Origin of the sequence: Lysinibacillus sp. FJAT-14222 (genome assembly GCF_001278875.1) — a bacterium.
GTDB classification, from domain to species: domain Bacteria; phylum Bacillota; class Bacilli; order Bacillales_A; family Planococcaceae; genus Lysinibacillus; species Lysinibacillus agricola.
Genome location: NZ_LIYL01000069.1, coordinates 39,273 through 54,546, shown reverse-complemented (window position 1 = coordinate 54,546; position 15,274 = coordinate 39,273). Strand labels below are relative to the sequence as shown.

The 15,274-nt window shown below is 38.4% G+C and carries 16 protein-coding genes and 1 pseudogene; all 17 read right to left on the bottom strand.

What is annotated here, in order from left to right:
- A pseudogene (locus tag AN161_RS27105) lies at window positions 1–530 on the bottom strand (signal transduction protein); the annotation flags it as partial.
- Between the two features lie 369 nt (window positions 531–899).
- Window positions 900–2,105, bottom strand: a complete 1,206-nt coding sequence (locus AN161_RS27100; protein WP_053597419.1) for an ABC transporter permease — start codon at window positions 2,103–2,105, stop codon at window positions 900–902.
- A complete protein-coding gene (locus AN161_RS27095) occupies window positions 2,092–2,994 on the bottom strand; it encodes an ATP-binding cassette domain-containing protein (RefSeq protein ID WP_053597418.1) in 903 nt (300 codons plus the stop codon). Before AN161_RS27095 ends, AN161_RS27100 begins: the two co-directional genes overlap by 14 nt.
- Before the next feature lie 113 nt (window positions 2,995–3,107).
- Window positions 3,108–3,689 carry a glycosidase gene (locus AN161_RS27090; protein ID WP_241774670.1) on the bottom strand — a complete coding sequence of 194 codons (582 nt, stop codon included), beginning with the start codon at window positions 3,687–3,689 and terminating at the stop codon, window positions 3,108–3,110.
- A 407-nt stretch (window positions 3,690–4,096) separates the two neighbouring features.
- Window positions 4,097–4,591, bottom strand: a complete 495-nt coding sequence (ybaK, locus tag AN161_RS27085) for a Cys-tRNA(Pro) deacylase (protein WP_053597416.1) — start codon at window positions 4,589–4,591, stop codon at window positions 4,097–4,099.
- 24 nt (window positions 4,592–4,615) lie between these two features.
- The gene (locus AN161_RS27080) at window positions 4,616–5,380 is read right to left on the bottom strand and encodes a hypothetical protein (protein WP_053597415.1); all 765 of its coding nucleotides are present in this window, start codon (window positions 5,378–5,380) and stop codon (window positions 4,616–4,618) included.
- 330 nt (window positions 5,381–5,710) lie between these two features.
- Window positions 5,711–6,274, bottom strand: coding sequence for a VanZ family protein (locus tag AN161_RS27075; RefSeq protein WP_053597414.1), 564 nt, complete (start codon window positions 6,272–6,274; stop codon window positions 5,711–5,713).
- Between the two features lie 109 nt (window positions 6,275–6,383).
- Window positions 6,384–6,617, bottom strand: coding sequence for a hypothetical protein (locus tag AN161_RS29290; RefSeq protein ID WP_143115095.1), 234 nt, complete (start codon window positions 6,615–6,617; stop codon window positions 6,384–6,386).
- 129 nt (window positions 6,618–6,746) lie between these two features.
- Window positions 6,747–8,285: an acyl-CoA carboxylase subunit beta gene (locus tag AN161_RS27070; RefSeq protein ID WP_053597413.1), complete on the bottom strand. Its 1,539-nt coding sequence runs from the start codon at window positions 8,283–8,285 to the stop codon at window positions 6,747–6,749.
- 27 nt (window positions 8,286–8,312) lie between these two features.
- Window positions 8,313–8,471: a hypothetical protein gene (locus tag AN161_RS30065; protein ID WP_158003116.1), complete on the bottom strand. Its 159-nt coding sequence runs from the start codon at window positions 8,469–8,471 to the stop codon at window positions 8,313–8,315.
- A gap of 261 nt (window positions 8,472–8,732) precedes the next feature.
- Window positions 8,733–9,515, bottom strand: a complete 783-nt coding sequence (locus AN161_RS27065) for an enoyl-CoA hydratase (RefSeq protein WP_053597412.1) — start codon at window positions 9,513–9,515, stop codon at window positions 8,733–8,735.
- Window positions 9,512–10,429 (bottom strand): hydroxymethylglutaryl-CoA lyase, encoded by a 918-nt coding sequence (locus AN161_RS27060; protein WP_053597411.1) that lies wholly within the window; start codon window positions 10,427–10,429, stop codon window positions 9,512–9,514. Before AN161_RS27060 ends, AN161_RS27065 begins: the two co-directional genes overlap by 4 nt.
- Window positions 10,430–10,441: 12 nt before the next feature.
- A complete protein-coding gene (locus AN161_RS27055; protein ID WP_031418413.1) occupies window positions 10,442–10,654 on the bottom strand; it encodes an acetyl-CoA carboxylase biotin carboxyl carrier protein subunit in 213 nt (70 codons plus the stop codon).
- Window positions 10,655–10,686: 32 nt separating this feature from the next.
- On the bottom strand, window positions 10,687–10,902 hold the full coding sequence (locus AN161_RS27050) for a hypothetical protein (protein ID WP_053597410.1): 216 nt from the start codon (window positions 10,900–10,902) through the stop codon (window positions 10,687–10,689).
- Window positions 10,903–11,046: 144 nt separating this feature from the next.
- Window positions 11,047–12,405: an acetyl-CoA carboxylase biotin carboxylase subunit gene (locus AN161_RS27045; protein WP_053597409.1), complete on the bottom strand. Its 1,359-nt coding sequence runs from the start codon at window positions 12,403–12,405 to the stop codon at window positions 11,047–11,049.
- 16 nt (window positions 12,406–12,421) lie between these two features.
- Window positions 12,422–14,056, bottom strand: coding sequence for an AMP-binding protein (locus AN161_RS27040; RefSeq protein WP_053597408.1), 1,635 nt, complete (start codon window positions 14,054–14,056; stop codon window positions 12,422–12,424).
- Window positions 14,057–14,089: 33 nt separating this feature from the next.
- Window positions 14,090–15,232, bottom strand: a complete 1,143-nt coding sequence (locus AN161_RS27035; protein ID WP_053597407.1) for an acyl-CoA dehydrogenase — start codon at window positions 15,230–15,232, stop codon at window positions 14,090–14,092.
- Window positions 15,233–15,274 lie beyond the last annotated feature (42 nt).

Sequence of the window (15,274 nt, the reverse complement as noted above, 5' to 3'; positions counted from 1 at the left end):
AAATTGTCATGGTCAATTGCCATGATATTGATGTACATAAAGATGACTGTAGCAATACCAAGGAATACCGAAATATACGAAACGAAGTTATAGAATACCAAGCGACTGATCAAATATTTCACAATTTTTTTGTAACAAAAAGCAAATATTAGACCAAATACTATAAAAAAAAAGAAATAACTAATTAATGATAGGTACTCATTTCCTATCCCATTAAACAAACGGAAAGTCAATATATTAGAAATATTATCGCCGATTACTAAAAAAATCAGCGCCATAAACACATGAAGAATGTTCATAACAACTTTTGTTTCTCGATAAATCATGATGGCTAATACTGATAAATAATATAAGATGGATATCGGTCCAAAAAAAGGGGTTATTATAAAGGTTGGTAAAAATATAACAAATAAAATGATTAAAAATTGTTTTTTGGACCAATATAAGTCTAGTACATATGTGGCAAAGAATAATAACATTGAAAACTGAACAATGGCCATTAGTATAAATTCAATCGTTAGCACGTCCATTCCGCACTTCCTTTAATAAATTTTTACTCATAACCATTATATATTAAAATTCTGTATTATCCATTTCTTCTATCAATTCGTTTTCACCCTACCATCCTGCAAGTATCTCCATATAAAAATGCATCCATTAAGTCCACCTAGTAGTTTCCATTTACTAACCTAGTAGAGTGCTATTACATACAAAAATTGCCCATAACCTGCAATTGTGGCTACGGGCTGTTCGCTATTTTGTATCTAAAAGTTCAATATCTTGAGTAAAAACATTTTTTGCCCCGTCCTTCTCTTTATGTTCTGGATTAAAATTTGCCAAAAGCCGGAGTTCTTTTTGATTACAAAAGGACTTGCTATTTTGTTCTTATTATCGCAGGATTATCTGTTAGACTGAATTAATTGTTTAAATGTTAAGCTATCTGATTTTAAAACGCCTTTTGGATAGATTCTCGCTGCCATTGCTGCAAATAAAGCAATAAACGAAATCATGACTAATAGCGAAACAGCAATTTCGACTGGTGAAATCGTGTTATAAACAATACGGATTATTACACTCATTGGCGCTGTAAATGGAATGTAAGAAGTTATATTCGTAATCGTTCCTTCTGGAGAATCCACTACAAAGAGCATTTCCACTGCTAAACTCGCCATTAATAAAATCATAATTGGCAGCGATGCACTTGCTAAATCATCCGGGCGGCTTACCATGGATCCGAAAATCGCATACAAAGTTGCATAGATAAAGTATCCAATGATAAAGAAAATAAGAATATACGCTGCTGTTCCCCATGTAATAGTTTCCATTACAGTTTGTACTAACGAGCCTTCAGGAACTTCAAAAATACCTACGTTTGCCCATAATAAAAGGGCACCCATAAAAATAAATAATTGTGTTAAACTAGCTAAACCAATGCCTAAAATTTTCCCGTACATCATAGGGACTGGTGCAACTTTTGTAATCATGACTTCCATAACACGTGAAGATTTTTCAGATGCAATCGCTGTTGCAACGTTGTTACCGTATATTGAAATAGAAAAGAACATAATAGATATTAAACCGTAAATAATAAACAACGCATTTGGTTCTGTTTCATATAATGATTGAACGTTGCTTTGTAGTGGTGTATTCAATTCTTGAAGGACACCCATGTCAATCGATTGTGTAGCAACAATTGACGCTACTTTCTTTTCTTTAATATAAGATTCTAACGGAAGTAGCACTTCATTGTTTACTTTCGGCATATAGATATTCAATTGCATTAAATTCGTTTGATCTTCTAATACAAAGAATCCAGTTAATTCATCTGCTTTAATATCTTCTTTTAGATCTTCTATATTCGCATCGTCTACTATTGTCCAGCTTCCGGCTAACTCTGTTAATTCTTTTTCAGATAGTTTTAAAGATGTTTGATTAACAATTTTATAAGTTTCATCCGTACTGTCAGTATTAAAGACTTTCATAATTGATGGTGAGGCAAAGAGTAGCAAACTCAATGCTACTAAGCCAATCGTCATATATAAATAGGCTTTTGTTTTAACAGCCTCTTTGAAAACGGTGTTAAATACAATACTAAAATTTCGCATTTACGTCATCTCCTGTCCGTTCAATAAAGATTTCATGTAAACTTGGTTCTTTTAATGCAACTCCTTGCAGCTCAAATTTCTCATCAATCTCCTGAATAGTTTGATAAAATCTCTCGCTTCGTGGAATGCGTAATTTATAACGATTGTTTTCTTGTGTAAATGTATATTGTTTATGATCTAAGTAATCTTTAATATTATTTGTCGTTTCTAATTCTAAATAACGATAATCATAAGATTTTTTCACAGCTGATAATTGATCTGACACAATTAAATTCCCATCTTTTAAAATACAAATTTGGTTACAAAACGATTCAACTTGGTCCATTTGATGACTACAGAAAATAATTGTTTTCTTTTTAGCAATCAATTCTTTTACAACGTTTTTTAACATATCCGCATTAACAGGGTCTAATCCGCTGAAAGGTTCATCTAAAATAATAAACTCTGGATCATGTATAATCGCTGTAATTAATTGTACTTTTTGCTGATTTCCTTTAGATAATTGTTCGGTGCGCTTCTTTGCTGCATATGAGATTTCAAGTTTTTCCAACCATTTTATGGCCTCTCTTTTAGCTTCTTTTTTATCCATTCCTTCTAACATACCAAAATAAATAATTTGATCTAAAACGTTCATTTTCGCATAAAGACCACGCTCTTCTGGTAGATAGCCAATTTTTAAGTTTTTCTTAGAAAAAGGTTTTCCTCTCCATAAAATTTGTCCACTATCTTTTGGAATTAGCTCCAGCATCATTCGAATAGTAGTTGTTTTTCCAGCACCGTTTCGACCTAGCATGCCTAAGATTTGCCCTTCTTCTAATCGAATTGAAATATTGTTTACTGCTTTTTTATTACCAAAGCTTTTATTTAAATTTTCTATTTTAAATGTCATAAAGCACCTCTCCTAATTAACCATTTTTATGATAGCAATAACAACGATGCCAATAATTAATCCACCTAAAAGACCTAAAACTTTTTTCATATTATTTTTCCTCCTTCGCATGTTCAATTTGTAATTATTTTCTGTTCAAATGCTTTAACAATAGATTCTATATAATTTGGTACTTTAAAATAAGTATTAATTCGATATAGTGACTGATCTATTTCTTCAGCCGATAGCTCTTGTGAACGTTGGATAAACTCAAATGAGTGTCCTATTGCTAATTCTTTTAGAATCACTTTATCCATCTCTTTTAAAGAGACATCTGGTACATCAGGTACATTACTTTTAAAGGATTCCAGCAATATTAAAAATTCCTCTAGACTTGTATTTTTAGTAACACTAGACCACCGTTCTTCATCTTTTAGGTGATGGTAAACCTCACCCATCCTTGAATCCACAAGTAACATGATGTCTATTTCTGGACTCTTTAATTTCTTCAAACTATCAATTATCATCGTAAAATGTTGATTTGTTGTTTCGATTACTACAATATCAAGGCATCGTTCTTTAATTTTTTTCAGCAATGTTTGATTAAATATAGGCGCTTGAATTTGATAAGTATCTACTTGCCAAGTTGAACGCCTATCACGAATAGCTATTTGTAAAGCTTCAATAAATAAAGTAGACATTGAAACAATTAACACTTTCAAAACATCCCCTCCTTTCCGTCTGAAAATTACCTTAACTACACTATACTTTTGTTTTTCTTTTTATTGTTTAAGTGCTCTTCAAAACTAATTAATCGTTCATTTATTGTTCTTTTTTTATAAAAAATTACGTTCATGCAATCATGAACGTATTCTTTCTTGATTAAAGGAGATCCCATCAAAAAAATTGCGTATTTACAATGTAAAGGAAAAGCATTCAAATCAATCTAGACTGAGTGGATTCACGGGCTTCTTCCTCTTAGCTGAGCAATTTCCCGAGCTACCTGAACAGTTTGCCAAGCTACCTATGCGTTTCTTTCCACATTGCCAAGCGGATTAACCATAAACCAAGCAATCTTTTTCTACTGCCATTACTTAAAAACCCAAAAAAAACTACCCAGATATCATTCTTGGGTAGTGGTAATTGGTGCAAGCTTTGCTTTAGTCACAGCGACTAAATCATCTAGTTGCATATGGATTTGCATGCCGATTTTTCCGGCACTCACAATAATACTTCCTTGCTCTTGAGCCGACGCATCAATAACCGTCGGATAAAGCTTTTTCATGCCGACTGGAGAGCATCCGCCTCGTACATAACCTGTATAGCCTAGTAACTCCTTGACAGGAAGCATGTCGATTTTTTTCTCTCCAACGACCTTGGCAGCAGCTTTTAAATTAAGCTCTTCTGCTACAGGAATTACAAATACAAAAAGCTTTTGCGCACTCGCTTTTGCTACTAATGTTTTGAAAACTCGAGAAACCGGATGACCAATTTTTTCAGCAACCGAAATTCCGTCTACTTGGCCGTCACCAGTTTCATACTCAATTACTTCGAATTGTATTTTTTGTTGCTCCAACAATCTTATAGCATTCGTCTTTGCATGCTTTGCCTTCGTCATGTTTAAAATCTCCCATCTGCAGCATTAGGCTATCATGGAGAACATAGAATCATTTCCTTGTCGATAGCCGTCGTCCGCCATTTGAATATGAGTGGCATATTTTTCAGAAGCATATTTAAATGTTCGCGCCTTATAGGCCTCCTCATACCGCTTACCGAAAATTGTATCTGCAAATGGATCCATTTTCAATTCCTTCGAAAAACGTTCTGGTACTTTGACTTCAATACCTTCACGTACAAAAGCTGGCTCACTGTCATCTAATTCACTTGGATCTACCTCTTGGCCATTTAGTTGCAATTGCATGTGCTGTATTTGAGCATTAGCACTTGCCGCTACACGTAAATCCTGTGGTGATGGCTGTGCCGGTTCTAGCGCTGCATTTCGCACCTGCTCTAGAATTTGTAGCGTCTCCTTAGCATTCGCATCAACTACTGTAGGCACTTCTTCATCTAAATGCTCTAGCTGTAAATAGGAAGTTGTTTCAAGAGCATCAGGCTTTTGCATTTGCTCATGAGCAAGCACATTCTTTTTCGTTTGCTGCAAATCTTGAATGATTGCTTGCTGTTGGGGCGTGACTTCTTTGGATTCCTCTTTTTGTTGCTCATAGAGTTCTTGATCTGTATGTCCTAAAAGTAAATTTTCTAGCTCAAGCAATACTGGATTTTTCTTTGGCAGAAAATACTGTGCGTTTTTTCGATATGCATCACCTGCTTGTTTTCGCTGTAAAATCTTTTTACGATTATAGTGTGATGACATTCTTTCTTGTTCTATTAAACTTGATAGTTTCATATGAATTCACCTCGGCTTTCTAACTTAATATGCAAGTTAAATAATAGATATGATCAATACCTTCTATTTAACTATACCTATGTCATCTAAACAGTTTCTGTACACTAATTATCGGAATTTTCTTGATTAAATTCAAGAGCAAATTAATACTAACCTCCTAAAGGAATAATCCACTTTTAACGAAATAGGTATAAAGACCTCCGATAAAATCCATTTTTCTATTCATTTACTATTTCAATATTTAATTTCAATAAATTTTATTACCGTTATCACTTTATAAATAGTGTTAATTTACCCCTAAAAAAAACAGCCCCTTGGCAAGGACTGTTTCTATCTATTTCGTTTAGGTTTAATAAGTATGCTTTTATAGGCTAAGTAGCCAAGCCATGCGCCAAGTGTATTTAAAATCAAATCATCAATATCTGCCGACCCAACCGTAAAAATAAATTGTATAGATTCTACCGCTAGGCTGGAGAAAAAGCCTACACAAATAACTACCCACGCTTTACGAAACTTTTTTGATAACAGTGGTAGTAAAAAGCCCATTGGGGTAAATATTAATAAATTGCCGAGTAGATTTATAATAATGATATCCAAATTAAAATACTGAGAGTAATTTATATAACGAAGAATCGTATCAAAGGGAACAAAATTTGTAGTTAATCGCCAATCACTATAATCAAACAGCCCTAATTCACCAAGAGAGTATTCGCCCTTGAATAAAATAATGACTACATTCACTAGACGATCAATGACCAGCTTATAAAAAGCTATAACAGAATAGATACAAAAAAATATCCAGCCTGTTATTTTTATTGGTAAATAATATGTATCAATCATTGAACGATATGGTAATGGTAGCTTGGCATTACTTTCTATATTATTTTTTGACATGCCTGAACCACCTGCTTCCTAGTATCATTCTCATATTTTAATATGCCCTCCCTCTCCCACGCAAGGGCTATTAATAAAGTAAAACTACATGTGTGTTAATTTACCATTTTTATCCACCTCGATTAATTTTGAAGGCTCTGATTTCCGCTGCGGGCGAGCGTCGAGCCGCTGGTGTCGCTGCCGCTACGTTAGCACTCACGCTTTCGCACAGAAAACATTCGCTCCTTGCAGGGTCTCTTCTGTCTCGCCGCGGGAAGCTTTGCTCTGCGACGAAAGCGAAGCGACAGGAGCACTCGAGTAGCCCTACGCTACAATCAGTTAAAAACGGAAATATATTTGCCAAAATATAAAAAAATCCTTTTATCACTCAATAATAAACCTATATTTTCCTAATCAACACGCTTGGTAAAACTAGTTTATATATAAAAAAAGCTGCCTCAAGTATAACTGAGACAGCGTTATTATCAAAACTTTATACTGGATTTACTCCATGCTTACGTTCTGAGAATAATAAGTACTTTGACATATAGAGCTCTAAACGTGATTCAAGTGCTTTTCTTAAATCATTTGGCTCAATAACATCATCAATGATAAGCTCTGAAGCTAGACGATAGACATCGATTTCCTCTTGATATTCCTTGCGTTTTTCTGCAATAAAGCTTGCCTGCTCCTCTTTTGGGAGTTCAGCAATTTTATTGGCATAAACCGCATTCACCGCAGCTTCAGGGCCCATTACTGCAATTTGTGCGTTGGATAACGCAATACAGCAGTCTGGCTCAAAAGCAGGACCTGCCATTGCATATAATCCTGCACCATATGCCTTACGAACAATGACTGTTAATTTAGGAACGGTCGCCTCGCTCATTGCAAAAATCATCTTTGCACCATGGCGTATAATCCCAGCTTTTTCAACCTGCGTACCAATCATAAAGCCTGGTACATCGGCAAGGAAAAGAAGCGGTATATTAAACGCATCACATAGTGAAATGAACTTTGCTGCTTTATCAGCTGAATCGTGGAATAAAACGCCCCCCTTTACGCGAGGTTGATTGGCGATAATTCCAATAGATTGCCCATTAATACGTCCAAGCCCTGTAATTAATTCTGGAGCAAATAATTTTTTCACTTCACAAAACGAACCTTCATCAATAATGCGGTCAATTAACTTATACATATCAAATGGAACGTTTTGATTTGTTGGTATTAGTTCCTCAATGGACTTATCAAATGAAGCTGGTGGCTTTGGTGCCTCAACCTTACTGCGCTCTGCATAGTTGTTCGGGAAATAGCCTAAATATTTACGAGCATACGCGATTGCTTCTTGCTCCGTTTTAGCGAGCACATCTCCACAACCAGAAACGGAACAGTGCATTTTCGCTCCACCCATTGTTTCCAAATCTACCTTCTCACCGATAACCATTTCCGCCATACGTGGAGACCCTAAATACATCGATGCATTGCCCTCTACCATTACTACGATATCGCAGAATGCAGGGATATATGCACCTCCTGCTGCAGAAGGTCCAAACAATAAGCATATTTGAGGGATTTTACCTGAAAGCTTTACCTGATTATAGAAAATGCGCCCTGCTCCTCTTCGACCAGGAAACATTTCTAATTGATCTGTAATACGTGCACCTGCTGAATCGACTAGATAAAGTAAAGGGCAATTTAGTTTTTCTGCTGTTTCTTGAATACGAATCATTTTTTCTACTGTACGTTTACCCCAAGAACCAGCTTTAATCGTCGAATCGTTTGCTAAAACACAAACGGTACGGCCATGAATTTTACCGATTCCTGTGACAACGCCATCTGCTGGTAAGTCACCAGCTAAACAGTTCGCATACAAGCCATCCTCTGATTGCAGCCCATCATCTAATAATAATTCGAGTCGTTCGCGTACAAATAGTTTTCCTTGCTGTGCATTTTTATCGTGATATTTTGGAAGACCACCTGCTAAAATTTGTTCCTTCATTGTTTTCGTCGTTTTTTCTGTCGATACATTGCTCATAGTTAATTCCTCCTTTTGCCCAATCGGTTACGTCTTAGCATAAATAATTAATAATACACCTAGATTTCGGTTCATCATCATAACGTGGGGTTGATTTCCGTTCCAGCTGGGCGCTTTGTTGCTGTCGCTTCGCTTTCGCACAGATAAAACATTTGCTGCCGCTACGTTAGCACTACGCTTTCGCACAGAAAACATCCGCTTCGCTGCAAGGTCTCGGGCCAACAGATGTTTTTTGCGCGAAAGCGAAGCGGCAGCAGCACTGATGTTGGCACGAAGGCGTTATCACAGGATGTGATGGTTTTAGCCTTCGTTCCTCTATTGCTGATCCCCAAGGAGTCTCCCAACCTCCACTCCAATCAACTTATATACATGGCATACTTTTTAAAAATGTCATCCCCGACTTTTGATGATGTGGTAAAACCATTCAAAATCCTTCATCAGAGCCATTTATTTCCCTACGTATTGCGGTGTTCGCTTTTCCTGAAAAGCAAGTAAGCCCTCTAAACGATCTTCTGTAGGAATCAGAGCATTATATGCTAGTGATTCGATTTTTAAACCAGTAGCTAAATCTACTTCAACACCTTGATTCATAGCGATTTTTGCCTGTATTAAAGAAAGCGGGGCATTTTTGGCCATTTCAAGCGCAAGCTGCTGAGCCTTTTCAAGCACTTCAGGTCCTTCATAAACATACTCTACAATGCCGTAGCTTCTTGCTTCTTCTGCATTTAATCGACGTGCTGTATAAATCAATTCCTTCGCTTTTCCAATGCCAATTAGTCGTGGAAGTCGCTGTGTTCCCCCAGCCCCTGGAATAATACCGAGAGATGTTTCCGTAAGGCCTAGCTTTGCATGTGCAGCTGCAAAACGTAAATCACAGGCTAACGCTAGCTCGAGTCCACCACCAAAAGCAACACCATTTAATACGGCAATAACTGGTTGAGCGAGTGCTTCTACTTTTGCCACTGTTGCACCGATTAATTGCACTATCTGCTTTACTTGTCGATCTGGCATCCCTTTACGCTCTTTTAAATCTGCTCCAGCGCAAAAAGCCTTTTCCCCTGCTCCTGTTAGTAAGACAACTCGCACTGCAGGATCACCATTTATTTTGTCGAATGTCATACTAAGTTCTTGGAGTAATTGTACAGACATTGCATTCGCAGCTTCAGCTCTTGAAAGTGTAATAAGCCCAATGCAATCATCTAATAATTCAAAACGAACGAGTTGCGTCATAATTGACTCGTACTCCTTTCATTACGGGCAATCGCCATTTGCTTAGATACAACTGCCTTCCCTAGTTTTTGTTCAATAAATAGCGCCGCCTCTAGCACTTTATTCAGTTCAACACCTGTTTTAATACCCATTTCATCTAATAAATACAATAAATCTTCCGTGGCTACATTGCCTGATGCTCCCTTGGCATATGGACAGCCTCCGAGTCCACCAAGTGCACTATCAAACTTGGTAATTCCCATTTCTAAGGATTTCACGATATTTGCTAGTGCTGTGCCACGTGTATCATGAAAATGCATCGCGAAATTTTCTGCAGGATATCTTTTTAGTAATTCTTCTAAAAGACTTTCCACCTGTGTCGGTACACTAACACCAATCGTGTCACCAAGTGAAATTTCATCGACACCCATTTCGAATAATTTTTCTGTTACTCGCAAAACCTTTTCTGGTTGTATGTAGCCTTCATACGGGCAACCAATTACTGTTGAAATATAACCACGAACGTTTTTATGTGCTGCTTTTGCCCCCACAACTACTTCCTCTAATATCGGAAATGTTTCATTAATCGTTTTATTAATATTGCTTTGATTATGGCTTTCACTTGCCGACATAAAAACGCTCACTTCATCTACTTCAGCCTGCAATGCACGTTCTAAGCCACGCATATTCGGTACTAATGCTGCATACGTTATATCTTTTTGGCGTTTAATAGCTTGAAGTACCTCTACAGCATCTGCCAGCTGTGGAATCCACTTCGGATGCACAAACGATGTTACTTCGATATATTTCAATCCAGTTTGACTAAGTAAATTCACTAGCTGTACTTTATCGGCAGTTGCAAGATGCATTTTCTCATTTTGCAAACCGTCACGAGGACCTACTTCCTTTAACGTTACATGCTTTGGTAGCTGCATAAAGAAGCCTCCTTATTCGATTTCTAAAATATCATCATCAACGTTAATGAAATCCCCTTCGTTCGCAATGATTTTTGTGACCACACCATCTTCTTCTGCTGCAATAGGAATCTCCATTTTCATCGACTCTAAAATTGCCACATCTTGTCCTGCTGTCACTTTCTCGCCCTCTGCTACAACGATTTTCCATACTGTTCCTGCCATGCTCGCTTTAACTGTTGCCATTGTAAATCCCTCCAAATATTTAATAACTGGGCTCATCGCCATAACGTGTGGTTGATTTCCGTTCCGACTAGGCGCTTTGCCGCTGACGCTTCGCTTTCGCGCAGAGCAGAGCTTCCTGGGGGCGTCCGATGAGCCGCTTCACTCGCGTTGCTCGCTCCAGGGTCTCGGGCCAACATGATGTTGGTCACGAAGGCGTTATCACAGGATGTGATGCTCTTAGCCTTTGTTCCCCTATCGCTAATCCCCAAGGAGTCGCCTAGCCTCCACTACAATCAGCTAATATACAGGGCATGTATTTTAAAAAATGTCATCCACAAATTTTGGTGATGGTCCAGTAACTGGGCTGTCCTAAATATTCTCACAAACAGAAGTTATATGGACAGCCCCAGTCTTTATTTCGTCTCTGCTAATTGAGGTAGATAATAGTCATCCACAAATTTAGTTGTTGTATAGCCCTTTAAAAATTGTTCATGCGTGACTGTTTTTAACAGCATAGGAATATTTGTTTGAATTCCTTCTACTTTATACGCTTTAAGTGCTTCGATAAGTCTTTCACACGCAGTTGCTCTTGTTTCTCCCCACACGACTAATTTGCTAATCATCGGATCATAAAAAGGTGTTACCGTAGTACCTGCCTCTACTCCACATTCATGGCGAATCCCTTCACCTGTAGGTAATTCAAAAGCCGTGATTGTGCCTGGAGAAGGGAAAAATGTCGAAGGATTTTCAGCATAGATGCGTACTTCAATCGCGTGCCCTTTTCTTTGGATGCTATCGCGAGTAAATGCTAATGATTGTTTTGCAGCAATCTTTAATTGCTCCTCTACAAGATCCAGCTTTGTAATTTCTTCAGTCACCGGATGCTCCACCTGTAGACGAGTATTCATCTCCAAGAAATAAAAGTTTTGCTCTGCATCTACTAAATACTCAATCGTTCCAGCATTCACATAGCCAATATGCTGAACTGCCTTGACTGACGCATCAAGCATACTTTTTCTTGTTTCATCAGAAATGAAAGGAGACGGCGCTTCCTCCACTACTTTTTGATTTCTGCGTTGAATCGAGCACTCACGTTCAAATAGTGGTACAACATTGCCATCATGATCCGCAATAATTTGTACCTCGACGTGATGAGGATTCGCAATAAATCGTTCCATATACATCGTGCCATCACCAAAGAATGACTGTGCCCGCTTTTGATTCCCCTCAAAGGCTTTTGCTAATTCCTCTGCATTGTCAACGAGCTGCATCCCGATACCTCCACCACCAGCAGAGGCCTTTAACATAATGGGATAGCCTAGACGGGAAGCAATTTCAATAGCTTCTGTTACATCTTTTACCGGTGCCTCAACACCTTCAACAATCGGTACACCTGCTGCTTTCATTGTTTTCCGAGCTTCTAATTTACTGCCCATCGAAGCAATAACATCCGCGCTCGGCCCAATAAACACTAAACCGGCCTCTGTACAACGTTTAGCAAACTCAGCGTTTTCTGATAATAAGCCATAGCCTGGATGAATAGCGTCAGCACCGCTGTCCTTCGCCACTTCAAGAATACGATCAATATTTAAATAGCTTTGTGCAACAGGTGGTTTTCCGATACAGAACGCCTCATCAGCATCCTTAACATGTAAGCTTTCAGCATCTGCCTCGGAATACACCGCAACTGTTTGAACATTTAGTCGTTTGCATGTTCTTATAACACGCCTTGCTATCTCTCCACGGTTTGCAATTAAAACCTTCTTGAACATAACACTGGCCCCCTTCTTACTTCACTGTTGCACCAAAACTCTCTCGTAATCTATACTTTTGAACTTTTCCTGATGCAGTCATCGGATAGTCGTCGATAAAGAAAATATGTCGTGGAATTTTATGTCTGGAGATTTTATCCCGACAATAATCCCGAACCTCTTCCTCTGTTGCCTGCTCTCCTTCTCGCAAAATGATCCAAGCTGCCGCTTCCTCTCCATAAACAGGATCAGGAACACCTGCAACTTGCACATCTGCAATTTTTGGGTGTGTATAAAGGAATTCTTCAATCTCTCGAGGAGATACATTTTCACCACCACGAATAATCATATCTTTTAAACGCCCAGTTACACGTACATAGCCCGCCTCATCCATCGTTGCCAAATCCCCGGTATGCAGCCAGCTAGACTCATCAATTGCAAGCAGCGTTTCTTCTGGGTTTTTATAGTAACCTTTCATAACGTGGTAGCCTCTCGTACATAGCTCACCTTGCTCATTCGGCGCAGCTTCTTCATTTGTACCAGGAATGACAATTTTAACTTCTAAATTTGGCAATGCGCGGCCAACTGTTTCAACCTTTAACGATAGCGGGTCATCTGTTCTCGTTTGTGTAATAACAGGTGAGGATTCTGTTTGCCCATAACAGATCGTAATATCCCTCATACCCATTTTCTCGATAACAGCCTTCATCACCTCCATAGGACAGTTAGAGCCAGCCATTACTCCGGTACGCAATGTCGATAGGTCAAAAGACGAAAAATTCGGTAAATTAAGTTCGCTAATGAACATCGTTGGTACGCCATGTAGCGCGGTACATCTTTCTTTTTCAACCGTTTTTAGCACCTCAGTAGGTGAAAATTCCTGCACGGGTACCATCGTCCCGCCACTAGTAGTAATCGCTAATGTTCCAATCACACAGCCAAAGCAGTGGAAGAATGGCACAGGGATACACAAGCGATCTTCAGAAGTTAAATGCATACATTCTGCAATATTAATCGCATTATTTACTAAGTTATAATGCGTTAACATAACACCTTTTGGAAAACCTGTTGTTCCCGAAGTATATTGAATATTAATAACATCATCATAATGAAGTGCTTGCTGTCTTTGATCTAATTGTTCCTCTGTTACTTGCTCAGCAGCAGATAACACATCAGACCAGTTAAGTACTCCGGGATATTTTGTCTCGCCAATTAAAATAACATTTTTCAATAAAGGTAGTCGCTTTGATTGCAAATTACCTGGTTCACAATGATCAAGCTCTGGACATAACTCTTGCAGTGTATTCATAAAAGAATGGTCTCGATAATTTTCAATTAAAATAATCGTTTTTGCATCAGATTGCTTCAATAAATATTCCAACTCACTTGAACGATAATTAGTATTTACAGTAACGATAGGAGCACCCATTTTACCTGTGCCAAATTGCAACTGTACCCATTCAGGGACATTAGTCGTCCATACTGCAATATGATCACCCTTCTCTATTCCAAGAGCCATCAACCCTCTAGCCACTAAGCGACTTTGCTGATTGAGCTCCTCATAGGTCATACGTAAATTCCTGTCTGCATACACTAATGCTTCACGCTGTGGATACTTTTCAGATTGTTTATCTAGCAATTGACCAATAGTTTGATACACAAGTTCTGCCATGAAAATCCCCCTTATTTATGCTATTTAATATGATTAACAGCCAATTAGACGAGAAATAACGAGACGTTGAATTTCAGATGTTCCCTCACCGATTTCCATTAACTTAATGTCACGTAGATGACGCTCTACGTCGTATTCTTTCATATATCCTGAACCGCCGTGAATTTGAATGGCTTGATTACAAGTGCGGAAGCCCATTTCAGAAGCAAATAATTTTGCCATTGCCGCTTCCTTCCCGAATGGTTTCTTTTGATCTTTAAGCCATGCCGCCTTATGTACTAACGTACGCGCAAGCTCTATTTCCATTGCCATATCGGCTAATTTAAATTGTATAGCCTGAAGTTTTGATATGGGTGCACCAAATTGTTCACGTTCTTTTGCGTATTTTAATGCTTTCTCATAAGCAGCTTGTGCAATTCCTACAGATAATGCAGCAATGGAAATACGTCCTCCATCTAAAGTGTTTAAAAATTGACTAAATCCGCGTTTTTCATCTCCTAAAAGATTAGCTCTTGGTACACGAACATTTTGCAAAACAATCTCACACGTATTAGAGCCACGTACGCCCATTTTGTCGTAATTGCAGTTGATGGTTACGCCAGGAGTATTGGTTGGTACAATGATAGATGAGATAATTTTTTTACCATCTTCACGTTTACCTGTCACTGCTGTCACAATAATTTGACGTGCATAGCCAGCATTTGTGATCCAACATTTTTCACCATTAATGATGTAATCATCACCATCAATTACGGCTGTTGTTAGTGTCCCACCAGCATCTGAACCTGCATTAGGCTCTGTTAAGCCAAATGAACCTAACGTTTCACCCTTCGCTAACGGAACAAGCCATTCCTGCTTTTGCTCCTCTGTGCCGAAGTTGTAAATAGGCGAAGCACCTAAGCTAACTGCTGCTGCATAGCTTAATCCTGTGCCACCACACGCACGGCCGATTTCTTCAACAGCAAGCGCGTAGGAAACCGTATCTCCGCCTGAACCACCATATTCCTCAGGAAATGGGATACCCAATAAGCCTAGCTCTGCCATTTTTTGAAAGCTCTCTATTCTCATTGTCGATGTCTCGTCAACCTCCCGAGCATACGGTTTAATTTCTTTTTCAGCAAAATCACGCACCATGTCTCGAATCATCGCTTGCTCTTTCGTTAGTTCAAAGTTCATCCCTAGTCCCCCTAATTTTTAATTTGCCATAGCAGATTTCGT

Excerpts from the sequence above, each read along its gene's own strand:
- AN161_RS27100 (WP_053597419.1), bottom strand. The coding sequence starts at position 2,105 with ATGCGAAATTTTAGTATTGTATTTAACACCGTTTTCAAAGAGGCTGTT.
- AN161_RS27095 (WP_053597418.1), bottom strand. The coding sequence starts at position 2,994 with ATGACATTTAAAATAGAAAATTTAAATAAAAGCTTTGGTAATAAAAAA.
- ybaK (WP_053597416.1), bottom strand. The coding sequence starts at position 4,591 with ATGACGAAGGCAAAGCATGCAAAGACGAATGCTATAAGATTGTTGGAG.
- AN161_RS27080 (WP_053597415.1), bottom strand. The coding sequence starts at position 5,380 with ATGAAACTATCAAGTTTAATAGAACAAGAAAGAATGTCATCACACTAT.
- AN161_RS27075 (WP_053597414.1), bottom strand. The coding sequence starts at position 6,274 with ATGTCAAAAAATAATATAGAAAGTAATGCCAAGCTACCATTACCATAT.
- AN161_RS27070 (WP_053597413.1), bottom strand. The coding sequence starts at position 8,285 with ATGAGCAATGTATCGACAGAAAAAACGACGAAAACAATGAAGGAACAA.
- AN161_RS27065 (WP_053597412.1), bottom strand. The coding sequence starts at position 9,515 with ATGACGCAACTCGTTCGTTTTGAATTATTAGATGATTGCATTGGGCTT.
- AN161_RS27060 (WP_053597411.1), bottom strand. The coding sequence starts at position 10,429 with ATGCAGCTACCAAAGCATGTAACGTTAAAGGAAGTAGGTCCTCGTGAC.
- AN161_RS27055 (WP_031418413.1), bottom strand. The coding sequence starts at position 10,654 with ATGGCAACAGTTAAAGCGAGCATGGCAGGAACAGTATGGAAAATCGTT.
- AN161_RS27045 (WP_053597409.1), bottom strand. The coding sequence starts at position 12,405 with ATGTTCAAGAAGGTTTTAATTGCAAACCGTGGAGAGATAGCAAGGCGT.
- AN161_RS27040 (WP_053597408.1), bottom strand. The coding sequence starts at position 14,056 with ATGGCAGAACTTGTGTATCAAACTATTGGTCAATTGCTAGATAAACAA.
- AN161_RS27035 (WP_053597407.1), bottom strand. The coding sequence starts at position 15,232 with ATGAACTTTGAACTAACGAAAGAGCAAGCGATGATTCGAGACATGGTG.